Origin of the sequence: Streptomyces sp. NPDC019396 (assembly GCF_040632375.1) — a bacterium.
Classification (GTDB): domain Bacteria; phylum Actinomycetota; class Actinomycetes; order Streptomycetales; family Streptomycetaceae; genus Streptomyces.
On record NZ_JBEYBS010000044.1, the window covers coordinates 1 to 21221 of the forward strand.

Annotated in this window: 21 protein-coding genes and 1 pseudogene; 17 read left to right on the forward strand and 5 right to left on the reverse strand. The window is 70.6% G+C overall.

Annotated features, from left to right (window positions below; translation table 11 throughout):
- The 12 genes and pseudogenes from ABZ532_RS29905 to ABZ532_RS29960 form a co-directional block, all read left to right on the forward strand.
- Positions 1-2125: pseudogene (locus ABZ532_RS29905) on the forward strand (hypothetical protein); the annotation flags it as partial.
- Positions 2126-2923 carry a hypothetical protein gene (locus ABZ532_RS29910; protein WP_361290642.1) on the forward strand — a complete coding sequence of 266 codons (798 nt, stop codon included), beginning with the start codon at positions 2126-2128 and terminating at the stop codon, positions 2921-2923.
- A gap of 1 nt (position 2924) precedes the next feature.
- Positions 2925-4142, forward strand: coding sequence for a peptidase M23 (locus ABZ532_RS29915; protein ID WP_361290645.1), 1218 nt, complete (start codon positions 2925-2927; stop codon positions 4140-4142).
- A 56-nt stretch (positions 4143-4198) separates the two neighbouring features.
- A complete protein-coding gene (locus ABZ532_RS29920) occupies positions 4199-4615 on the forward strand; it encodes an Lsr2 family protein (RefSeq protein WP_361290648.1) in 417 nt (138 codons plus the stop codon).
- A 25-nt stretch (positions 4616-4640) separates the two neighbouring features.
- Positions 4641-5024, forward strand: a complete 384-nt coding sequence (locus tag ABZ532_RS29925; protein WP_361290651.1) for a hypothetical protein — start codon at positions 4641-4643, stop codon at positions 5022-5024.
- 12 nt (positions 5025-5036) lie between these two features.
- Positions 5037-5912, forward strand: coding sequence for a hypothetical protein (locus tag ABZ532_RS29930; RefSeq protein ID WP_361290654.1), 876 nt, complete (start codon positions 5037-5039; stop codon positions 5910-5912).
- Between the two features lie 26 nt (positions 5913-5938).
- Complete coding sequence (locus ABZ532_RS29935) at positions 5939-6691, forward strand: nuclease-related domain-containing protein (RefSeq protein ID WP_361290657.1); 753 nt, start codon at positions 5939-5941, stop codon at positions 6689-6691.
- 128 nt (positions 6692-6819) lie between these two features.
- Positions 6820-7392 (forward strand): hypothetical protein, encoded by a 573-nt coding sequence (locus ABZ532_RS29940; protein ID WP_361290660.1) that lies wholly within the window; start codon positions 6820-6822, stop codon positions 7390-7392.
- A gap of 146 nt (positions 7393-7538) precedes the next feature.
- Positions 7539-9209, forward strand: coding sequence for a hypothetical protein (locus ABZ532_RS29945; protein WP_361290663.1), 1671 nt, complete (start codon positions 7539-7541; stop codon positions 9207-9209).
- Positions 9209-9535, forward strand: coding sequence for a hypothetical protein (locus tag ABZ532_RS29950; protein WP_315880654.1), 327 nt, complete (start codon positions 9209-9211; stop codon positions 9533-9535). The genes ABZ532_RS29945 and ABZ532_RS29950 overlap by 1 nt, the downstream gene beginning before the upstream one ends.
- A 109-nt stretch (positions 9536-9644) precedes the next feature.
- Positions 9645-9926, forward strand: coding sequence for a hypothetical protein (locus ABZ532_RS29955; protein ID WP_030794394.1), 282 nt, complete (start codon positions 9645-9647; stop codon positions 9924-9926).
- Between the two features lie 14 nt (positions 9927-9940).
- The gene (locus ABZ532_RS29960; protein ID WP_361290667.1) at positions 9941-10177 is read left to right on the forward strand and encodes a hypothetical protein; all 237 of its coding nucleotides are present in this window, start codon (positions 9941-9943) and stop codon (positions 10175-10177) included.
- 318 nt (positions 10178-10495) lie between these two features.
- Here ABZ532_RS29960 and ABZ532_RS29965 read toward each other — a convergent pair whose 3' ends face one another.
- A complete protein-coding gene (locus ABZ532_RS29965) occupies positions 10496-11746 on the reverse strand; it encodes a transcriptional regulator (protein WP_361290670.1) in 1251 nt (416 codons plus the stop codon).
- A gap of 230 nt (positions 11747-11976) precedes the next feature.
- Here ABZ532_RS29965 and ABZ532_RS29970 point away from each other — a divergent pair, with 230 nt between their 5' ends.
- From ABZ532_RS29970 to ABZ532_RS29990, 5 genes are all read left to right on the forward strand, one after another.
- A complete protein-coding gene (locus tag ABZ532_RS29970; RefSeq protein ID WP_361290673.1) occupies positions 11977-12612 on the forward strand; it encodes a hypothetical protein in 636 nt (211 codons plus the stop codon).
- A gap of 8 nt (positions 12613-12620) precedes the next feature.
- Positions 12621-13235 carry a hypothetical protein gene (locus ABZ532_RS29975; RefSeq protein WP_361290676.1) on the forward strand — a complete coding sequence of 205 codons (615 nt, stop codon included), beginning with the start codon at positions 12621-12623 and terminating at the stop codon, positions 13233-13235.
- A 33-nt stretch (positions 13236-13268) separates the two neighbouring features.
- Positions 13269-13433 carry a hypothetical protein gene (locus ABZ532_RS29980; RefSeq protein WP_199809637.1) on the forward strand — a complete coding sequence of 55 codons (165 nt, stop codon included), beginning with the start codon at positions 13269-13271 and terminating at the stop codon, positions 13431-13433.
- 102 nt (positions 13434-13535) lie between these two features.
- The gene (locus ABZ532_RS29985; protein ID WP_361290679.1) at positions 13536-14708 is read left to right on the forward strand and encodes a YcaO-like family protein; all 1173 of its coding nucleotides are present in this window, start codon (positions 13536-13538) and stop codon (positions 14706-14708) included.
- Positions 14705-16111 (forward strand): TfuA-like protein, encoded by a 1407-nt coding sequence (locus tag ABZ532_RS29990; protein ID WP_361290682.1) that lies wholly within the window; start codon positions 14705-14707, stop codon positions 16109-16111. The genes ABZ532_RS29985 and ABZ532_RS29990 overlap by 4 nt, the downstream gene beginning before the upstream one ends.
- Here the strand turns inward: ABZ532_RS29990 and ABZ532_RS29995 are convergent.
- From ABZ532_RS29995 to ABZ532_RS30010, 4 genes are all read right to left on the reverse strand, one after another.
- Entirely contained in the window at positions 16030-17268 is a 1239-nt protein-coding gene (locus ABZ532_RS29995; protein WP_361290685.1) for an MFS transporter, read from the reverse strand. The genes ABZ532_RS29990 and ABZ532_RS29995 overlap by 82 nt on opposite strands.
- Positions 17269-17980: 712 nt before the next feature.
- On the reverse strand, positions 17981-18775 hold the full coding sequence (locus ABZ532_RS30000; RefSeq protein WP_361290688.1) for a 3'-5' exonuclease: 795 nt from the start codon (positions 18773-18775) through the stop codon (positions 17981-17983).
- Entirely contained in the window at positions 18772-20127 is a 1356-nt protein-coding gene (locus tag ABZ532_RS30005) for a hypothetical protein (RefSeq protein WP_361290691.1), read from the reverse strand. The genes ABZ532_RS30000 and ABZ532_RS30005 overlap by 4 nt, the downstream gene beginning before the upstream one ends.
- A gap of 23 nt (positions 20128-20150) precedes the next feature.
- Positions 20151-21137, reverse strand: coding sequence for a hypothetical protein (locus tag ABZ532_RS30010; RefSeq protein WP_361290694.1), 987 nt, complete (start codon positions 21135-21137; stop codon positions 20151-20153).
- Between the last annotated feature and the right edge of the window lie 84 nt (positions 21138-21221).

Genomic DNA, 21221 nt, shown 5'->3' on the forward strand with positions numbered 1-21221 from the left:
CAGTCTCGAACCGCCGAAGAAGTACCGCTTCAGCGTGTTGAAGCTGCTGATCCGGCTGCAGAACTTCCGGCTGCCCCGCAAGCGGACCGTCCTGATCCCCGTCCTGGGGATCTACGTGACGTTGATGGTCACTGCGCAGTCGGCATGGGCGAAGGACTACACCCCGGTCGGCATCGGTGACCTCCTGCCCTCCGTGGACATCCCGTACACGAAGGGCCAGGGGACCCTGTACGAGGAGTACGGCAACCCCCTGCTCTACACGGTCACCGACGACTACGGCATGTGGGACGTCATGGACCCCATGCTGGAGATCCCCGCGATCATCTGCATGGCCCTCACCGCCGTGATCGGCTCCGCCGCCGTCACGATCGTGCAGTGGATCTTCAACGTGACCACGATCCCGCCGCTGGAGAACGCGATCACCGCCTCCGTGGGCGGTGCGGCGAAGACGCTCACCGAGACGCTGCTGCCCTCCGCGATGGTGATTGGCGCCTTGGTCGCGTGGGCCAACCACCGCCGGGCTGCCGGATCGGGCCTGTCCCAGCTGGGCTGGGTGGCGGTCTCGACCATCTTCTCCATCTCGCTGCTGATGGCCCCGCAGACCTGGGTCAACGGGATCGACTCCGCCCGCAACGTCGGTAGCAGCGTGGCCATGAACGCCACCAGCGCCGGCCTGGGTGACGGCACGAAGGAGCCCATCGACCTCGGCCACAAGACCACGTACGGCAACAACGAGCGCGACAACATGCTGCGGAAGTCGAGCGATGCCGTCTGGCGGACGTACGTCGTGACCCCGTGGTGCGTGGTCCAGTTCGGCAGCCTGGAAGCCTGCAAGGCCGAAGGCAAGGGGCTGCTGGACAAGGGCATCAACCCGGAGGATCGCAAGGAGCATATGAAGGGCGTGGGCGACCGCATCGGAGGTGAATCGAACTCCTGGGTCGACGGCCACAACCCGGTCGGTCGCATGATGGTCGCCATCCCGGCGCTGATCTGCGTGATCCTGTTCGCGGCCTTGGTCCTGATGCTGGCCTTCGCGAGTCTGGCGTCCCTGCTTGGCGCCCTGCTCATGCTGGTGTCCGGAGTGATCTTCGCCTGCCTGTGGATCATCCCAGGAAGGCCCAGGACGTGGGGCGTCCGCTGGTTCGACTTCCTCCTCGGCTACACCCTGCAGAGCGCCATCGCCACGATGACCCTCGGCTCGGTCCTGGTCGTGACCACCGCGTCCACCAAGATGATGGGCGAGTACGGCTATGCGGCCGCCGCCGGAATCAGCATCGCCACCGCCATCGTCGCCTTCAAGTTCCGCAGCGTCCTGGAGTCCATCGTCGGCGTCACCGGCCTGACCAGCCCGGCCGCCGCCGTCGGCGGACTGCTCGCCGCCCGCGCGGCGGGTAAGGCCGGATGGGGTATCACCAAGGGACTCGGCCGCGGACTCGCGGGGATGCGGCTTCCGCGTATGCCCCGTATGCCCCGCCGCAGCGGTGGTGGAGGCGGCGGTAACGCCGACAGGCCGACGACCCCGCAGCTTCCGCCGGGCGGCAACCCGGGCGCCCTGGCCGGTGCCCGCCGCCCCATGCCGCCGCTGCCCTCCGGCCAGACGGCAGGCGCCGCACTGCCGAACAGCGGCAGCCGCAAGGAAGTCGGTCCCCTCACCAGCCGTCCGGAACTGCCGTCGTCCACCGCGCCGGCCCGCGGCCGGTCCGTTGCCGACGGCCCGGCCAAGGCCGTCCCGGGCACCCGCCGCCCGGCCGAGGTCGGAGGCACCCGCCGCCCGGCGGAGGTCGGGGGCTCGGTGCCCCGTCAGGCACTGCCCGCCGCAAGCGGCTCCGCGCAGGCGGCGGCGAACAGCACGAGCCGTCCGGCAGCGGGAGCGGCCAGCCGTCCGTCCCCGACGCTGCGGACCGAGAACAGCGGTGCCAGCTACACCTTCCGGCAGGGTCCGAAGACGGGCACCTCCGCGCCGAAGGTCATTCCGCACAAGGTGGTCCGCTCGACACCGAACCGTCCCGGCGGTTCCACCGGGCCCAACCCCACCCGGCCGGAGAACCGCAGCCGGGCCCGCAGTCGCGGCCGCGGCCGGGGTCTGTCCGTGCCGACCGTGACGCGCCGCAACGGGGGGAACTAAGTGGCTGACGACGACAAGAAGCCGCGTACGCCCGCGGACTTCCGCGAGCTGCTGCAGGAGGTCTACGAGGTTCCGGAGGTTGAGGAGGGGGGCAAGCGGCGCCAGCGCCGCAAGGCCCGCCGCCAAGCCCGCCGTACGGCGAAGACCAACCGCAAGACGACGATGAAACAGGTATTGGAGGAGGAGCGGGCCAAGGAGCCCATGAACCCTGCCGGTGCCGCCCTGATCATCGTCGTCATCCTGGTCGTGGGATTCGGCGCCACGAAGTGGATCACCGGGGACGACAAGGGACAGCAGAGCGTCAGCACCGCCCCAAGTGCCCCCGCCGCCGATCCCGCCGGCGGGGGCACGACGGCGAGCTCGCCGCCGAGCCCTTCCGCATCGGCGTCGCCGTCCGCCTCGCTTCCGGCCGTGGACCTGAGCGCGCCGGAGAAGACGGCGGAGGGCTGGGGCCGGGTCTACATGACCCGCAACCCGCCGGTCGACAGGGAGCACGAGACCGTGGTCGAGCGGGCGGCTCCGTGGATGACCGAGGCCCTGGCCCGCAATCTCGCGGGCACCCGAGACAGCCTGTGGGACAACCTGATCTCCAACGGCGGGGTGTCCACCGTGACCGGGGTCGAGGTGGGCAAGGCCGACGAGGAGCTGGGCATCGACACCCCGCTGCGGGCCTGGCGGGAGGTCAAGGTCAAGACCGTCATCGAGGGCTACAAGAAGTACGACAAGACCTATGTCTTCCAGGCGGAGATGACGCGCGACGGCGACCAGTGGCGCGTGTCGAGGGTGCTGGGGGTCTGACGTGAATTCGCGCCAGGCCGCCATGCTGGCCTCGGGGGTGGCGCGTCGGGGGGCGGCGCTGAAACTCGTCGTCCCCGCCGGCATCCTCTTCTTCTGCTTCCTGATAGGACTCGGGATCGTCGGCGGCATCGCCGGTAGCTCCCAGGCGTCCGCCGCGTCCTGCGGCGGCGCCGGTCTGCCCGATGCCCAGTACGAGAACGATGACGAGAACGATGAAGGGGGCACCGACAGCACCGACGGGCTTCACGCCAAGCAGATCGAGAACGCCAAGATCATTGACTCGGAGGCGGTCAAGGCGAAGCTGTCCGGCCGAGCGACCCTGATCGCCCTCATGACCGCGCTCCAGGAGTCGACTCTCCTCAACCTGGACCACGGCGACAAAGACAGTGTGGGTGTCTTCCAGCAGCGCCCGAGCACCGGGTGGGGCACCAAGGAACAGATCATGGACGTCCACTACGCGGCCAGGATGTTCTTCCTCGGCGGGGACGGCGGCGATCCCCCCGGCCTTACCGACATAAGTGGCTGGGAGCGCATGGAGATGGGGAAGGCCGCCCAGAAGGTCCAGCGGTCGGCGCACCCGACGCTGTACTCCGGGCAGGAGTCCGAAGCCCGCCGCATCGCCAAGGAAGCCGGGATCAATCTCACCCGCGCCGGCGAAGCCACGAGCACCCAGCCGACCAGGCCGTCAGGTGACGCATCCAGCTCCGAGGAGCCGACCGGCCAGGCGCCCAACGAGCGGTGCGAGAACGAAGACGACCAACAGGACATCCCCGCCAAGCCCGGCACGGCGTTCCACGACGGCAACGCCAACTGGCCCGCCCAGGTGAAGAACCCCCGGTCCACCGCCGACGCCATTAAGTGGGCCAAGCGCGAGGCCGACAGTGGGTCCTTGGAGTGGTATCGCTGGTGCCTGAAGTTCGTTGCTCAGTCGTACGGCTGGACCTCCGCCGGTTCCCAGTACGCCATCGACCACTACTGGGCAATGCCGTCCACAATGCGGCACAACCGGGACCGCAACCCCCCGGTCGGTGCCCTCATGTTCTGGAGCACCGACGGCCGGGCGGGGCATGTCGCGCTCTACGTCGGCAACGGAGAGATCGCCTCCAACGACATCCGCGAGCCCGGCCGGATTTCGATCGTTCCTGCCACGGATATTGAGTCGAAATGGGGTGCTACGTACCAGGGTTGGGCCCCGCCGTACTTCCCCAATGCCGGATAAGAAGTGGCATGTCAGTGCCTTTTGAGATGATCTAGAACAGAGCAAAGGAGACGGGTGTGGCAGATCGGCTGATCCTGGTTGACGACCTGGACGAGGAGAGCATCAAGGGCGTCGAGCGGATCGACTTCATGTGGCGGGGGACGGAGTACGAGGTCGACCTCAACCCGGAGCACCTGGCGGAGTACGACGAAGCTCTCGCTCCGCTGCTGAAGGTGGCCCGGGTGAAGCAGGGCGCCGGCCGCAAGGGGCGCAAGACGGCGAAGCCCAAGTCCGAGACGGCGGCCGAGACCAAGAAGGTCCGCGACTGGGCCAAGGCGAACGGGCACGAGGTGCCCGACCGCGGCCCGGTCCCGGCGGCGGTCCGCGAGGCGTACGCCCGAGCACAGGCCGAGCCGGGGCCGAGCGTCCCGCCGCAGGGCTCACAGGGAGCCGCCGCCGAGCCCGCGACCCAGAACCCCTATGCCGGTCGCTGATCCGAAGGGACGCACCCGGCCCTCCGTGGCCTGGCGGCCCCTGACCGAAGAGGCAGCGAAGAAGCTGACCGAAGAGGCGGCCTGCTTCGTCTGGCTCAACCTCACCACGGGGGAGCTGGACGTACGCGCGACCGACGAGTTCGCGGCCAGCCCCCCGTGGCTGGTGGCCGCGTGTTGGACGCTCCGCTGGCCCGTCGCCCCGCTACCCGCGGACCGGGCCAACAAGCTGATGGACGAGATCGCCCCCCACGCTCAGCACCTGATCAACGCCACCAGCACCGAACTGACCGACCGTACGCGGCCGGGAACCGTTCTGTACTACGGCGCCGGGCCCGCGCTCGACGCCATCCAGAGGTGCTGTGCCGCCACGTGGACCGACCCGGACCGGCTGCACACGGAAAAGCAGTAAGGAAGTGGCCCGATGCCTGTTGTGACCGACCATGACGCCGTCCCCCTGACCCCGGTCTACACGATCGTGATCCGCGAGAGCGGTGAGGCCAGCGTCGACGGGCATCCAGTGGACACCCTCCCCGGCCAGGACGCCCGCGACGCCGCCCTGGCGCACATCCAGGAGAAGGCCGCCCGACTCGACCGACCGGTCCGCGTCAACGCCAAGGAGCCGGACGGCAGCACCTGGCCCCTGATTGTCGACTGGGACGGCGAGGTGACGCCGCTCGAACAACCTCACCCGGCGCCGGCCCCGCCTGCAGCACGCCGAGCTCCCGAGCCGCCTCCCGCAACCGCAGCCGCCCCCGTCCACCTTCCCCCGCCCACCGGTGAGCCGGTCATCCCCGGCCCGCCCCCGGCCACCCCCAACGTCGACTGGATGGCACCCCTGCCCCCCGAGTACGGGGAGATGCTGGATGCGGTGAGGTCCGCGGACATCGCGGGCAACTTTCCCGCCGCCGAGGTCGCGGCCAAGGATCTCGAAGACGCGCTGGACGACGCGTACGGAGCCGTGCACCCCTACACCGTGAACGTCGTCGCGGTCAGGGCCAACCTGGCACTGCGCAGGGCGGCATGGACCACCAGCCTGGAACTGCACATGCGCGCGGCCTGGCTCCGGCACGACCAACAGGCCCCCCGGGACGAGACGCTGCGGCTGGCCCGCAACGCGCACTTCTGCTGGAAGCACCTGGTCGCCCAGTGCCCCAAGCACCCCGGGACTCACGATCCCGCCCAGGCCCAGCAGCGCGTCCAGGACCTCCTTCGGGTGCTCCGACATGTCGACGTCGAGCCGATCATCATCACCACGACCGAGGAGTGGGCGGCGAAGCTGCTGCCCGCAGCCTCCTGACGCACCACCACGAAACGGGGGAGCGGATGGCGATCCGTGTGGGACCGGGCCAGTCGGCCCAGCAGGAGTACAAGCGGCGTCTCCGATCCTGGAGGACGTCGGCACGACGGCGATTCCTCATCGGGCTGGCCCCCGTACTCGCCCTCGCCGGGGTGCTGGAGTGGTGGATCGGCTGGCACGGCATCGGCGTCCCGCTGTTCGGCCACATCGCCGCCCTCGCCGTCGTCCTCGCGTGGTGCGGAACGCTCACGGCCCCCCAGCACGTACGGGCCTGGCGGTCCGGCGCAGAAGGCGAACGGCGGACCGCGCGGATGCTCGCCCCGCTGGCCCGCCGCGGCGCGGTCATCCTCCACGACCGCGCACTCGGCAAGGTCGCGAATCTGGACCATCTCGCCATCGGGCACTGGGGTATTGCCTGCATCAACACCAAGAACTGGCAGGCCAAGGGGGCGCGAGTCGCCGTCAGCCCCGACGGCGGAACCCTGTGGTACGGCGCCCACGCTCAGAACCGCGAGGTGGCGAAAGTCCACGGGGAGGCGAGGCAGGCAGCTGCCGCCCTCCGGCGTCCACTGGACGGGCTGCCGGTCGACGTCCGGCCGATCATCGCCGTACACGGGGCTCCGGTTGGCCGTCGCGGCATCTTGGTCTTCGACGGCGTGGTGGTGATCGAGGCCCGGCGCCTTCGCAGCCACCTGCGCAAACAGCGTCGCGTCCTCTCGCCGGCCGAGGTCGCCCAGGCCGGGCAGGCAGCCGACCAGGCCCTTCCCCCGAAGGAATAGAACGTCGCTTCGCCAGGAAGTCGAACAAATCATGCCAATGGCCCGGGAGGTTTCCCGGGCCATTGGCATATTGGTTTCCTGAACGGTTTAATAGGTGTATGCCAGCAACGTTGCGCGTCACCGTCCACATGTCCGAGGATCTTGCGACACGGATCAGCAGCACCGCCCGGTCGTACCGGCTGGCTGAAAAAACCTGGCGTCGCCTTTCCCTGCTAAACGCGAGGGATTCCCGAGAGCGTAAGAAGATTCGAGTAGAGGCGGAATTGCGCCGCAAGGCGGAGTGGCCGACAGAGGACCACCTTGTCGAAGCCTGCGTGCGCGGCCGCATGGCGCAGCCGGACCTTGCCCGCGACTGGCGCCCGCTGACCGAGGAGGAGAAGGCCGAGCTGTCGTTGCCCGGCATGTGGCCCGGGTCGGAGAGGCCAGGGGAGGACTTCGGGACTCCCTTCGCCTGCACGCTCGACTATGACCTGGTCTGGCAGGCGCGGGCGGCCGCGTGGCGGATCAGTGAGCCGTGGATCGAGGAGATCCTGAGCCAAGGGCTGGGCAACCTGCGCGGACTCACCGAGGAACAGCGCGACCGGCGAGCCGCCCTCGGCGCCCATGTGCTCACCTTCGGCGCCATCGTCCGGCAAGGGATCGCGGACCACTGGCCCACCAAGGAGGTTTCTCAAACTGAATCGCGAAAGGGTTCTGACTAATAACGTTATTTCGACCCTACATATCCGCCGATCGCTTCTGAGTCGCCTTTCTGCTTGCTTGTCGATTCTGCTTGTCAAGCGTTGCCGGTACTGCTATTCATGAAATGGCGTCGGTGAAGTAGGCGAGAAATGGAAGGCTCTACAAGATGTCCGAAGAGGTAGCGGTCGCGGCGCAAAAGGCGCGGCCGAAAGTGGTCAACGGAACGCAGTTGGCGGCCGAACTGGGCATCGAGCCCTGGATGGTCACCCGGGCACAGGAGCTGGGGCTCATCCCGCCCCGCGACAAGTCCAAGGGGTGGTCGCGCGAGGCAGCCGACGCCCTCGCCCCGCGGGTTGATGAGATCCGCGAGGGCATCGCGGACCGCGAGGGCTACGGCGCCCGGCGTACGGCCGAGCTGCTGGCCGAGCTGACCGGACTCGAAGTCGAGGCCGCCGACGTGCCGTCCCTGGCCGAGAAGACCAGGTTGCGCGTCGTGGATGAGTACAAGGGCTGGGACCTCTACTCGGTACGCGACGCGCGGGCCCTCGCGGTGTCCGAGGACGCCAAGGCGCTGATGTCCGAGCTGATCGCCGCCCGGCAGGAGGCGAAGGCCCGCAGCGAGGCCGAGTGGACCGCGTGGGTGGAGGTGAGCCTGCCGCCCGACGAGGCAGCCGGCCGTCTGGGGTGGAAGGTGGCCGAGCTGAAGCAGGTCGCCCAGGACGGGCGGATCAGCGCGGGGAGGGGCGGACGGTTCGCCGTCGAGGACCTGGACGTGCTCGCCGCGGACGAGGAGCTGTGCGAGAAGGTGACGGGGGACCGGCTGATCCGGGCCGACGAGGCGGCCGGACTGCTGGAGATCCGGTACCCCACCGACTGGCAGCACGTGGTGGCCGCAGGCTGGATCACCCCGGCCACCCACACGGAGGCCCGGGTCGGGCGGCGGAGGTGGATCGAGGTACCGCTGTTCCGGACCCGCGATGTCGAGGGCCTGCGGGATCTTCCGGGTGTGCCGTGGGAGGAGGTCCGCGCGGTACGACCCGGAGAGCCGAGTCCGCTCCGCGAGTACAGCCGGGTGACGACCCGCGCCGAGGCGATTCACGCCTTCGCCGCCGCCGTCGCCGACCGGCACCAGGTCGAGGTGTGGGCCTTCCACGACGACCGCACCGGCGCGTGGGCACTGGACTGGGCCCGCGACGACCAGGACGGCCCGACACGCGAGCAGGTCGCCGCCGAGCTCCGCGCCGACCAGCAGGCCGCCCGCTACTGCGCGGACATCACGGTCGGCGGCACCCGGTGGGGCCAACGGGCACGTCAGGCACGCGAGATCCTGGCGGCGGACACGGCGGTGCTGCTGTGCACCAGGTCTTCCGGGCAGCCGACCAACGACACCGAGACGACCGAGATCATCGAGATTGCCGTCATGGACGCCTCCACCGGCAAGGTGCTGCTGGACCGCCGGGTGAAGCCGTCCGTCCCGCTGGGGGAGCGGTACGCCGGAGGGCTCTCCGACGAGGACCTGGCGGACGCCTCCCCGTGGGAGCGCGTACTGGTCCGGGTGCGGGACGTGACCCGCGGGCGCCTGATCGTCCCGGGCCGGCCGGGGGAGGACCAGAAGCTGATCGCGGCCGACACCGCGCGGGCGGGCAAGCGCCCGATGCACCTCGCTGCCGACGAATCCTGGGCTTTGCGGGAGGGGGACGACCCGGTCACCCCGGTCAGGGGACTGCCTGCGGTGAAGGGGTGCGAGTACGTACGCGAGGAGTTGCTGCGGCGGTCCCGCGCCCGCGGCCGCGCTCACCTCCCGGAGGCCGCACCCCGCCAGGAGGTGACCCGCTGATGGCCGAGATCCGGATCATGGGCGCGAGCGTCGAGGAACAGGAGCAGGTCACGGACCTGATCAGGAAGGCCCTCGCGGCGTACCCGGTACCGGTCGCCGTGGACGAACCGCGCCGTCTGCAGAACCGGCGGTCCGAACCCGGCACCCCCGCGTACCGGATCGTCTTCACCGTCATCCCCGCTCCCGCCCCGGCGCCGGCCGCCGAGGAGCACACCGTGCACGTCGAGCGGGAGGAGCCGGTCCGCCGCCGAGGAGAACGCCGCAGCGGACGCCCGATGAGCGGGCGCCGGGACCGTCCCGCCCTTCCTCCGGGCACCGGCCGGTAGCCGGTCGGGACTGGCCGTCGTATCCCGCACGGGCCCTTGCCGCCGCTACTCTGGGGGGCGAGGGCCCGGCGACCGTTCCGGAGCCCCGTGCCACGGGAAGGCGGTGACCATGCGCGAGGCGACGAATCCTGGCGAGGGGGAGTGGACCCCGGACGCCATCGCTCACGCCCTGACGCCGGGCCAGCGGATGGAGTTCATGCGTCAGCTGAACCTCACCCCGTTCAGCGAGCTGGAAGCCCTCGGTGCCCGGTGGCGAAAGCTCATCGAGGACCTGCGGGCCGGAGCCGCGAAGGCCCCCGAGGTCCTGGACTACCAGCGTCAGCACGGCGGCGCTCTGCCGCCGGAGTACACGGACGTCACCGAGCTGATCAGCGAGCGGCGGGTCGCGTGAACTACCGGCTCTACATGGACCCCACGCAACACGAGGTCTACCGGAGCCTGCCCGAGCGGGCCCGCGACCGCCTGGCCCGCTTTCTGCTCGACTCGCTCACCGACCCCATCACCGCGACCGAGCCGTACGGCAACGTCGATGACGGCGTGGTGCGGCTGTGGGCCGCCGGGGACCTGGCGGTGGTGCTGATGGTCGGCGCCGAGACCAAGACCGTCACGGTGCTCAGCATCGCGTACGCCGGCCTGGACTGACGACGAACGACGAGGGGCTTCTCCTCCTACCCCCGCGGGGGTAGGAGGAGAAGCCCCTCGGTGTCTTCAACACCCTTCCGCGGGCGGACCGATCAGGGACCGTTCCGAAGACACCGCTCGGCGCCGAGCGTGAAAGTCGATGCGGAATGACCTCCGCCGAGATGAACGAGCGCCCGCCCAGGAGGTCACGCGGGAACGGGCAAGCCCAGCGTCGAAACGGGGGGGATTCGGCGCTGGGCTATTGGCCCACTCTGCCACGGAATTGCCCGCCCGTACCCTGATTTGAACCTTTGGGTGCTCCGCGCGACAGAGCGCCTGTCAGGCGAGAGCCTGCCCAAGAAGGTCCCGTGGACGGCCGTTCAGCGCCTGGTGCAGAGCCTCGGCCCGAGATCGGATCAGGCCGTCACGGTAGGGGGCCGGGAGGCGGTCGAAGATGCCTGCCGCCATCTCGGCAGCCGCTGAAGAGTCGCCGTCGAGGCGCAGACAGGCGGCTGTGTCCATCGCGATCAGGGCCCGGGTCATCACCGATGGGGAGTCGGTGAGGTCGAGGGCACCGTCCTGGGCCGCGTAGGCAGCCTCCGTGTCCCCGAGGAGGGTGTACGCCTGGGAGAGGTGGACGAAGTGCTTCTGTCCCGGATAGCCGAACCAGGTATCTGCTGTCTCCTGTCCGTCGAGGTGTTCCACGAGGTTCCGCACATCTGTGACCGCCATCCGGGCGCCCCGAAGATCACCGATGGCGGCCAGGGAGCGGGCCGTGACCGCCGCCGCCAATGCGCCGGCGGCGGTGGGCGTCCGACCGGCGGCCCTGCGAGCTCGGGAGGCGATCCGTACGGCCGCCTCCGGGGCGCCGTAGTTCAGTGGCACCATCGCGTGCCGCGCCAGCACCCAGGCGGTCATCCTGCGGTCACCGGACTCGCGAGCCGCCTTCTCTGCCGTCGCGAACCAGCGGAAGGCGTCCCCCTTGTCGCCGCGATCGTGCTGGACGATGGCGACGAGACCGGCAATCCCCGCAGCGGTACGGGCGAGATCAGCACGAGCCCCGGCGGGGTGGGGCTGGCGGAGGACCTGACCGAGGAGATCGAGGTCCGCCTGCATTTCGCTCAGCACGTCGCCGGGCGCCCGGCCGTGGTAGCCGCCCCGGTGCCGCTCGAATGCCGACTCCAGGTAAGCCAGGTCACCGGCTCCGGAGCCGGTGAGGGCCCCGTCGATGCCCTCGCGCGCCTGCGCGATGCCCGGCAACGCGGTTGAACCTACGGCCGCGGCCGCCACCCCGAAGAAACTGCGTCGCTTCACGTCCTCTTTCTCCCTGCGCTGGCTGCGTCGGTGCTGCCGCGATGCGGCGACTGCCCGCTGCACGTCCGCGACGCTCAGCCCGTATGCGCGGGCGATCGTCTCGTGCCAGTCCGGGACCGGTAACCGCTTCTCCAGTTCCCACCGCTTGATGTTCTCCCAGTCGAACCACCGGCCGCCCTGGGCCTGTTGAACGACCTTGGCCTGCTGGTCTCGGGTGCGTCCGGCGCGTTCGCGGATCGCTCGAAGTAAGGCGCCGATGCCGTCCGGGGCCACCATGACACTTTCCCTCCGTCGCCGTCGGGTGCGGCCCTCATCCTGGCCCCCCGGAGCGGCCCCCCGCCGGGAAACGCACCCCTTCGTGGCCCCTCATTCCTTGTGTTCCCCGGCAGTTCAATGGGCGAACGCCGCCGACCCCTCGGCTCGCCGCCGGAACGGCTTCGGCGGCGGGTCGAGGTTCCACCGGCCGCACGGCGCCACCCGGACAGACAGACCAACTGGAGGGGATCATGGACACCGCAGCACCCGTGGATCGGCTGCCGGCTCGCGCCGCATGGGAGGAGACGGGAACGGCAATCGTTCCCGGTGTCCTGGAGCCGGACCGCTTCAAGGCCCTGGTCGAGGAGGCGCACGGCCGGATCGACCTGGTCACCCCCCACGTCCACGAGCACACGGCAGCCCACCGTGACGGCAGCTTCGCCTCCCCGGTGCACTGCGGCTTCATCCCGCCCGGCCCGGTGCTGGAGACCCTGGCCTACGACAAGGCCCTGCTGATGGCGCTGCGCGAGGCCACCGGAATTCCCCGGCTGATCCCGCGCGGTGGTGCCGTCGTGCTCTACAGGGAAGGCGACTTCCAGGGCCTGCACGTGGACTCGGTGAAGTCCACCGTGACCGTCGCGGTCGCGCTGACCGAGGACCTGCCGCCGATGGGCTGGGCCCCCGACCTGATGGGAGCCTTCCCCGACCGTCTGGGGGAGGTCGTCACCGAGCACGGCATGTTCCCCGAGGGGGAGGGCTTCACGACCCTGGCCCACCCGTACGGCGACGGCAGTGTCCGGGCGTTCGCCGGGTACCACGTGCCGCACTGGCGTCGGCCGGTCACGTCGACGGGCCTGCTGGTGACGATGTCGTTCATGGACCTGTGATGGTGGCCATGACGCCACGTCAGCTCTGGCTGGCGGAGGGACGGGCGGTCGTTCCGGAGGACGTGGTCGACCCCGGGCTCTGGGAGGAGCTTGCCGAGGAGGCCGACCGGTGCGAGCCGCACGCGGTCGTCCGCCACAACCGGCGGCCGGGGCTGCTGGTGATGCGGGACGGCTCGATCACCTCCCCCCAGCGGTGCCGGGTCCACACCGGGGGAGACGCGCTCAGCCGCCTGGCCATGTCCAAGGGCCTCGCGGAGGTGGCGGGCGAGGCGACCGGCCGGACCCGGATGACCCCGATCCGCTTCGGCCTGAAGTTCTACGAGCCCGGCGACTACATGCACGTCCACCGCGACGACGGGAAGTGTGAGATCACCTTCTCGTGCGGCCTGACCCCCGGTCTCGTCTCGATGGGCTGGCTGCCCCGCCTGCGGTGGCTGACCACCCAGCAGGTGGCCGACCGCCTCGGTGACACCCCGTACCCCGACGGCGGCGAGACCTTCCCGGTCCGCCACCGCGTCCTCACCGGATTCGACGGAAGTCGCATCCCCCACTGGCGTACCCCGCTCGACTCCCAGTCGCGCGAGGTACTGATCACCATCTGCTTCACCGACCTCTCGGTGTAGCAGCGTCCTTCCCTAGCCCCAGGAGGAACGACCATGTCCCAGCAGATCCCGTCCGCCACGACGCAGGCCGTGGACCCGGCCGACTTCGTGGTCGAGCTGCACGCCGAGGGCAACATGCCGCAGAACTCCGGCGGCGACCCGGCGGTGCCGGACTCCGCCTTCCCCGACACCCACACCTACCCGCTGCCGTCTGCCTGACGGCTCTGCAGGCGGTAGCTGAAGCCGCCCGGCCGCCGGGGCACCCTTCATGACCTGGGTGTCCCGGCGGCCGGGCTTCGGCATCTGCGAAGGGAAGAGTCCATGCGCAAGGCGTACTTCGACGGCACCCACCGGACCCGTCATCCCGACGAGACCTGGGAGGCGATCCGACCGCTGCTGATGTCGTACGGCATCACCCGCGTCGCCGACGTGACCGGGCTGGATGATCTCGGAATCCCGGTGACCATGGCCGTGCGGCCGCTGGCCCGCACCTTGTCCGTCGCCCAGGGCAAGGGCGTGACGCTGGCCGCCGCCCGGGTCTCTGGGGCCATGGAGGCGATCGAGGCATGGCACGGCGAGCGGGCCGTCCCGACCGCCGAAGTGCGGGCGCCGGCGGACGGCCTCGGCCTGGACCTGCCCTATCCGGTCACCGCCCTGGAGAGCCACCCCGGCTCTCTGTTCACCGGCTGGACCGTCCTGGACTGGATCACGGCACGATCAGCACTGGACGGCGAACCCACGCTCGTCCCGGCCGCGTGCGTGCAGCTGGGCAGGGAAGCCCACGACCGATGGCGGCTGCACCTGCCCAGCGCGTCCACGAACGGTCTCGCCTCCGGCAACACGCGCGCCGAGGCCGTCGTCCACGCCCTGGCTGAGCTGATCGAGCGCGACACGATCAGTGCACTGGCCGACGGGTCGGGGCACGGCCGTCTCATCGACCCCGGCAGCGTCGAGGACGAGCACTGTGCGGCCCTGATCGACCGGGTGCGGGCGGCAGGGGCTTGGCTGGAGCTGTGGCACCTGCCGAACCGGTTCGAGGTGCCCGTCATCAGCTGCTATCTGTGGCGCGAGGACCAGCCTGCCCTGCTGGTCTCCGGCTCCGGCGCCCACCTGGACCCGCACGTGGCCCTGTCCCGGGCGATCACGGAAGCGGCTCAGTCCCGGCTCACCCAGATCACCGGCAGCCGGGAGGACATTCACCCGGCCGCCTACCGGCCCGCCGTACACCACGGCCCCCAGCCGTCCACCGGCCGTGGCGCCAAGTGGGCGGAGGTCACCGCGCAGCACACCACCGGCTTCACCACGGACGAAGGCGAGGCCGAGCACCTGGCGGCCCGCATCAGCGCGGTCACCGGCCACTCCCCGCTGGTCGTGGACCTCACCCACGGAGCCCACCAGCGGCGCGAGTTCGCCGTCGTCAAGGTGCTGGCCCCGACCCTGCGCTACGACGCCCGGCACGTCATCCCCCGACCGACCCAGGAGGCAGTCGCTTGAGCGTTCACGTCTTCTCCGGGCCCACCGTGCCCGCCGCCCGCGTCAGGGAAGTCCTCCCCGACGCCGTGACGCACCCCCCGGCTCGGCACGGGGACCTGATGCGGCTCGGAGCCGGCCCCGGCGACACGGTGCTGATCATCGACGGTCTCTGGCACCAGAGCGCCCCGGTACGGCACAAGGAGATCCTGGCGCTGCTGGCCGACGGCGTTGCCGTGGTCGGCGCCGCCAGTATGGGAGCCCTGCGGGCCGCCGAGCTCGCTCCGTACGGCATGGTCGGCATCGGGCAGATCTTCGAGGATTTCCGCAGCGGCGCCCTGGACGCGGACGACGAAGTCGCCGTGCTCCACACCGAGGACGGCCGCCCGCTGTCCGAAGCCCTGGTGAACCTGCGGGCCGCCCTGACCCGGGCCGCCGCCGATGGACAGCTGGAGACCACCGAAGCGACCCGGCTGGCCAACCTGGCTCGCTCCCTGCCCTACACCCGCCGGTCCTGGGCCGCCCTGGGCCGCCTCGCGGCGGGGGAGGGGTTGAAGACCGCGTTCAACCGGGCGGATGCCTGGCGTCGTGTGCACCCCTGCGACGCCAAGAGGGAGGACGCCGAGCGGGCCCTTGCCCTGGTGGCCGCTGGCCTGCCTCCGGCCCCCGGCACCGCCGGGGCCTGGGCTGGCGAGCCGTGGCAGACCAGCTTCGTCCGGTACTGGCAGGCGGCCTTCCGGCCGGTCGCGGAGGCGAGCGGGCAGTCCGTGAACTGCCTCGCTCTCCTGAACTATCAGCAGCTCTACGACCCGGGGTTCCCCAGCCGGTGGCGCACGCGGGTCCTGGCTGCTCTCGCGCAGGAAGAGGGCGACGACGTGTGTCGCCCGGTGCGAGCCGCGGCGGTGGAGCGGTCCGCTCTGCGGCGCGTTGCCGATGCGGGTGTGGAGCTGGGCGGCATGTCCGGCGGCCAGCTCGCCCACTGGCTCACCGAGGACGAGGTGAGCCAGCTCCCGCCGGAGGAAGCACTGGTGCGGATCGTCGTCCGCTCCGCCCGCCTGGACGGAGCTTGGACGGTGTGGCCGGTGACGGTGGCCGAAGCAGGCGACCTGATCGGCCCCGTCCCTTCAGTGGCCGAGGCCGTGGCCGCCGCGTTCACCTTCAACGCCGAGGTCGAGGCGGCCGACCCGCACCGCACCACGGCCCACCTGAGCGCCGACCGCATCGCCGCATCGCTGGTTCAGCGGTGGGGGCTGCCCGAGCGGAGCGGCCGGACCGTGCTCGACGCAGCGGCCCGGGACCGGGCGTTCCGCGACTTCGCCGGCGCCGTCGAGGTGGCCCGAGCGTTCTACCTCTCCGCCCGCGCCGGTACTGCCGGGCCGTCGCCCTCCTTGGTCGCCAGCGGCGCGAGGCAGAGCCCCCGGACCTGAGCAATGGCCAGCGGCACGACAGCGGCGGCCGCGATGATCAGGGCGCCCGCCGCCAGCGTCGTGCGAAGCCCGAATACCTGGGAGGCGGGACCGGCCAGGAGGTATCCGAAGGGCACGGGCAGGATCTGGCCGAGCGTCGAGTAGGACAGGGTCCGGCCCAGTCGGTCCGCTGGAATCCTCTCCTGCACCAACGAGGCCCACACGGTCATGCTGACCGCCAGCCCCGTGCCCGCCAACGCCGTGGCGGCCGCGAGGACGGGCAGCGGTACGGCCGCCGCCATCGCTCCCAGCGGCACCGCCATCGAACCGGTGCCCGCACAGACCACGAGCCCGACACGACGCGGCTTCCACATGAGGGCGAGCGCTGCCCCGGCCACCAGCCCCGCGGTGAAGCCGGACACCACCACACCCCACGGCGCGGCACCGCCGAGTACCCGCTGTCCGTACACCGGGCCCAGGAGCTGGTAGCCGACCAGCCACACGGGAACGATCACGGCGGCCTGGCAGACCATCACCCACAACCAGCGGCGGGAGCGGAAGTCATCCCAGCCCTCGCGCAGGTCGGCGGTGAAGCCGGTCCGGACCTTCACGTGCTTGGCCTTGAGGCTGATCCGGGAGAAGAGCAGGGCCGAGGCGGCGAACGTGAGAGCGTCCCAGCCGAGGGCCCAGGCAGGGCCGACCACGGCGACCAGGACGCCGCCCAGGGCGGGCCCCGCGACCTTCATGGTGTTCTGCCCGATCTTCAGCAGGGCATTGGCCGCGTGCCGGAGTTCGGCCGGGACGACTTCCACGACGATGCCGCCGGCCGCGGGGGTGAAGAAGGCTCCCGCCGCCCCGCAGACGGCCGACATCGCCACCAGGTGCCAGACCCGGGCCGTGCCCGAGAGGAGCAGGAGCACCGCCGCCGCCTCGGCGGCCGCGCAGACGACGTTGGACCACACCATGACTCGGTGTCGGGGCAGCCGGTCCGCGACGACGCCGCCGACGAGCAGCAGCAGGATCTGGGGTACGACGCTCGCCGCGAGGACCGCGCCCAGCGCTCCGGGCCCGCCGCCGATCTTGAGCACGGCGAAGGCCAGCCCGATGGGCGCCACGGCCGAGCCGGTCCAGGAGAGCAGACGGGCGGCGAAGTGCAGCCGGTACGGTCTGATCGCCAAGGGGGCGCCTGCCTCCCGGACCCGGGCCGCCCAGCTGATACGTGGGACGGGCCCCGCTGGATTCCGGTCGTGCAGCCGCGCCTTACGCAAGATCCAACTCCACCCAGAGAACACGAAATCCCGGTAGCGAGGCGCCACCGGGAAGATGGTCCCGACTCTAGAGCAACCCGAAGATCGTCTGTCGCAGACGCACCAACAGGTACCCGCAGACCCACAGTGGGGCGGTCCACCTCAACCACAGAACGGAACCCTTCAGCGCCCGCAGTCGAGGACCGACGAGCGGAGGTACCCAGCCGTGCGGCCCCCAGGCCGTACGGCGGCACCCCCGCGGACATCAGCCACGCTTCCCGTCTTTGATCGTCACGGCGCCTAGCCGCCCGAGACTCAGAGCCGATGGTGCTGTCCACCGGGCGTTCGCGGACGACGTCGCCGCACGCGAAGCGAGTCCAGCCCGCGACCTATCTGCGGTAAACGGCTGGATGAACGCCGACCCAGATCACCAGCCGTCTCCGACCCTCGGACCGTCGGGCGTGATGTCGATTCCCCGGCCGTCCCACAGGGCTTCGTCCAGGTCGTCCGGGCGCGGGGTGACGCGCTGGCCGGAAGACTCCGGACTGCCTTGGACGTGAGGCTCCGACCCCGGCTGGGCTGACGCGTCAGCCGCGCCGGTCGAGTCGTGCCGTTCGGCATGTTCTGTCACAGGTCCAGCCCCCTACGGTCGATCGGACGATGCCATTTCCCGCACCCTCGCCAGGAGGAGGCGGCAGTCCTCCACGGCGGTGTGCGGGCCTCCGAGCTTCTGCGAGCGGTAGCGTCCTCGCTTGACCGACCACAGGCCCTTCCAGACGGCGTACGGCTCCATCGCGTCGTGCCACCGGCACTCGCCCAGCCAGTGGGCAGCTACCTGTGCCGAACGGTGTCGTTCCAGCTCCCGTTCCAAGCACCCTTTGTCGAAGGGCAAGTTGTAGGCCACGCACGTCCGACCGTGCAGGGCCTCACCGAGGGCGGGCAGCAGCTCTCCGAAGGTAGGGGCGTCGGCCACCCTCTCCGGAGTGATCTTGTGGACGGCGATGGCGCCCGGTTCGATCCCGGCCTGCGGGTTGACGTACGAGTCGAAGAGCACGGTGCCGCTCTTGTCGGTGGCCGCGATCTGTACCGCCCACGCCCCGTTCAGGCCGGTGGTCTCGATATCGACCGCAGCCAGTGAGTCGTCCGCCAGGAGCCGCCGGGCCCAGTCCGCGACCTGCGCCCGCTCGCGCGGCCACGATCGCGGTCTGCGCAAGGCCCGCACCGCGTCGTCCAGGGCGCCGTGCCGCTCACCGCTCCCTCCGAGCCGCCACCCGGCAGTCCCGAGGACCTGGTCCGAGTAGAGCATCCCGAGGAAGGCGTCCCCGTCGTACACCGCGAAGTCGTGGCGGTCGGTGTCGGCCGGCCGCACGAACCGGGCCGCCCGGCCGTCGATCTCCTGGGTGAACAAGTCGTCCAGCAGCGCCGGATCGGCGGTCACTCGTCGCCCTCCCCGTCGCGGACCGGAAGGCCCTGTTCGTTCACGATGAGCGACTGCCCGGGGATCGGTTCGTCCTCGGCCACGGTGCTGCTGACCTGGTCACGGCCGTGCCCGTCCGCCGCAGGCGAGGACGGCTTGCCCCCCTTGCCGCCGCCGGCGGGGGACTTCACCTGTCGCTCCAGGCGACGGACCTGGGTCTCCAGAGCCTTGCGAGCCTTCTCCGCCCGCTCGGCCGCCGCCGCCTGGTCCGCGCCGAACTTCCGGCTCTGCTCCAGTTCTTCGAGCAGCCGGTCCCGGTCGGCGTTGTGCCGCTTGACCAGCTCATCGCGTTCTTCGTTGTGCTGCTTGATCAGGTTGCCCCGGTCGGTCAGGTGCTCCTGGATCAGGTCCTTCCGCTCCTGCTTCGCATCCGCGACCTGAGCCGTTGCGGCCTCCGCCGTCGCCTTGTGCTGGGCGGTCTCCGCCTGGAGCTGGTCGACGCGCTCCCGGGCCGTCCGCTCGATGGTCTCGACGTCCTTCCGGGCGGTGGCGATCTCGTCCGCCGCCTTCTTCCGGGCGGCGGCGATCTCGTCCTTGGCGTCCTTCTCGATCCGGGCCCGGTGTTCCTCAATCTGTTTGTCGGCTGCCGCCTTCGCCGCTTCGATCTGCTCTTTCGTCTCGGTCGTGACTCGCTCGATCTCCGCACGGGCGGCTTCCTGAGCGTCGTGCGCCCGCGCGTCGGCAGCAGTGACCCGTTCCTCAGCCTCCCGCTCGGCCACCTGCTGGGATCGCACGGCGTGCAGCGCGAGGAGGAACATCAGGGTGGCGGTCGACTCGGCCTGTTCGCGGAGGCCGTCCGCTTCGACGGCCGCCTCCTCCGCCGTCTCCTTCAGGCTTTTGAGCCGCTTCGCCTCCTGCTCGGCGGCGATTCGGGCCTCATGCTCCACCCCGAGCTTCGTCTGTGCTTCGGTGACGGCCAGCCGGGCGGCGTTCTGCGCGTTCGCGACCTGGACGCTCGCCAGCTCCGGATCGCCCGCGGCCTCCACCGCCGCAAGATGGCCGGGGAGCACTTCGAGGACTTGGACCAGGAGGGAACGAAGGCTGATCTCCGTGGTCTGCGCCTCCGCCACGGCGGCACTGTGCGGGAGTGTGGACAGGTCATCCGGAACCACGTCCTGACGAGCGGCGGCGTCCTTGCCGTGCTTCCGCTCCCAGCGCAGGGCTTTGAGCGCGGTGTGGTCGGGGTCATCGCAGTATTTCGACGGCGGCCCGGGGGTACCAGGCGCCTTCACCTTCGCCGGCCGGGAACACCCGGCGGGGAACTCACACAGTCGGACGGCGGTCTCGGTGGGGCCGTCGCTCTGGTCGTTCATCAGTGGATTCCGTTCCCCGTCGCTCAGGCGGCGGTCGTGCGAGTGGGCAGGGCGATGACGGCGGCTTCCTTCGCGGATTCGAGCGCCGTGGTGAAGGCGTCGGCGACGGCGGCGGCCTCTCCGGTCATGCCTTCGATCTCGGCGATGGCGAGGTCATCGCGCACGGTGCGGGCGAGGAAGTCGAGGACGTCGTCGCTGCCGTCGGTCAGTGTCTGGATCTGCTGCAGTTCGCGGTAGCGGTCATCGGCCTGGGCTACCTGCTCGGCGTACGACTCCAGGGCTTCGACCCGCCGGGTGATCCCGTCGAGGCTCGCCCGCAGGGCCCGGCGCCGGGTGTTGAGCAGCGCGGCGACCTTGTCCCCCTTGGGGTTGGAGGGCTCGGCCTTTACCATCCGGGTGTACTTCCGCAGGGCCTCCGCGATCTCCCACTCCTGCCGGGGGAGGGCCACGTCATTGTGCTGCCGGTCGATGAGGTCGAAGCGGTGCACCGCCGAGGTGCGAACAGCCTTCTTCGCCTGCTGTGCACGGGCGAGGAGGGTGCGGGCGTCGTCGTTCAGCTCGGAGGGCTGGACACACCGGTCTTTGAGCTCCGCCAGGCGCCGTGCCGTTTTGTTCCGCGAAGCAGCGTTCGCCGCGTACGCGAACCCCATGAACGCGAGGACGGCGGTTCCGATCGGCCACGCCATGAGGAGGGCGGAGTGGAGGCCGTCGAAGAGTTCCTGCACCGGGCGACCGAAGGCGTCGTTCACCGTGGCCCCGCCGTCGTGCGGGCTCGGCGTGTACCACTCAACTGCCCCGGTGACCCAGGCTCCAGCTCCGAGACCAGCGACGGCGAGACCGGGACGCAGCAGGTAGGGGGCCGTGGCCCACCAGACGCTCACCTCGCCCCGAGGGTAGGAGCGCGGGTCACGGTCGGCCCGGACCAAGAGGTCCCGGTCCTTCTCGGCCAGGTCGGGGTCCCGCACGGTGACGGCGGCCAGGCGCGGTGATGGCGGCGGTTCCTTCTTCACCTTCGGGTCCTCCCCTGTGCCGACTTATGTGCGTCGCGGGGCCTCACGGTCTCACGTGCCGCTGACAAGAAGGTCGTCGGTTCC

Excerpts from the sequence above, each read along its gene's own strand:
- ABZ532_RS29930 (WP_361290654.1), top strand. The coding sequence starts at position 5,037 with ATGCCTGTTGTGACCGACCATGACGCCGTCCCCCTGACCCCGGTCTAC.
- ABZ532_RS29935 (WP_361290657.1), top strand. The coding sequence starts at position 5,939 with ATGGCGATCCGTGTGGGACCGGGCCAGTCGGCCCAGCAGGAGTACAAG.
- ABZ532_RS29940 (WP_361290660.1), top strand. The coding sequence starts at position 6,820 with ATGTCCGAGGATCTTGCGACACGGATCAGCAGCACCGCCCGGTCGTAC.
- ABZ532_RS29945 (WP_361290663.1), top strand. The coding sequence starts at position 7,539 with ATGTCCGAAGAGGTAGCGGTCGCGGCGCAAAAGGCGCGGCCGAAAGTG.
- ABZ532_RS29950 (WP_315880654.1), top strand. The coding sequence starts at position 9,209 with ATGGCCGAGATCCGGATCATGGGCGCGAGCGTCGAGGAACAGGAGCAG.
- ABZ532_RS29955 (WP_030794394.1), top strand. The coding sequence starts at position 9,645 with ATGCGCGAGGCGACGAATCCTGGCGAGGGGGAGTGGACCCCGGACGCC.
- ABZ532_RS29960 (WP_361290667.1), top strand. The coding sequence starts at position 9,941 with ATGGACCCCACGCAACACGAGGTCTACCGGAGCCTGCCCGAGCGGGCC.
- ABZ532_RS29965 (WP_361290670.1), bottom strand. The coding sequence starts at position 11,746 with ATGGTGGCCCCGGACGGCATCGGCGCCTTACTTCGAGCGATCCGCGAA.
- ABZ532_RS29970 (WP_361290673.1), top strand. The coding sequence starts at position 11,977 with ATGGACACCGCAGCACCCGTGGATCGGCTGCCGGCTCGCGCCGCATGG.
- ABZ532_RS29975 (WP_361290676.1), top strand. The coding sequence starts at position 12,621 with ATGACGCCACGTCAGCTCTGGCTGGCGGAGGGACGGGCGGTCGTTCCG.
- ABZ532_RS29980 (WP_199809637.1), top strand. The coding sequence starts at position 13,269 with ATGTCCCAGCAGATCCCGTCCGCCACGACGCAGGCCGTGGACCCGGCC.
- ABZ532_RS29985 (WP_361290679.1), top strand. The coding sequence starts at position 13,536 with ATGCGCAAGGCGTACTTCGACGGCACCCACCGGACCCGTCATCCCGAC.
- ABZ532_RS30005 (WP_361290691.1), bottom strand. The coding sequence starts at position 20,127 with ATGAACGACCAGAGCGACGGCCCCACCGAGACCGCCGTCCGACTGTGT.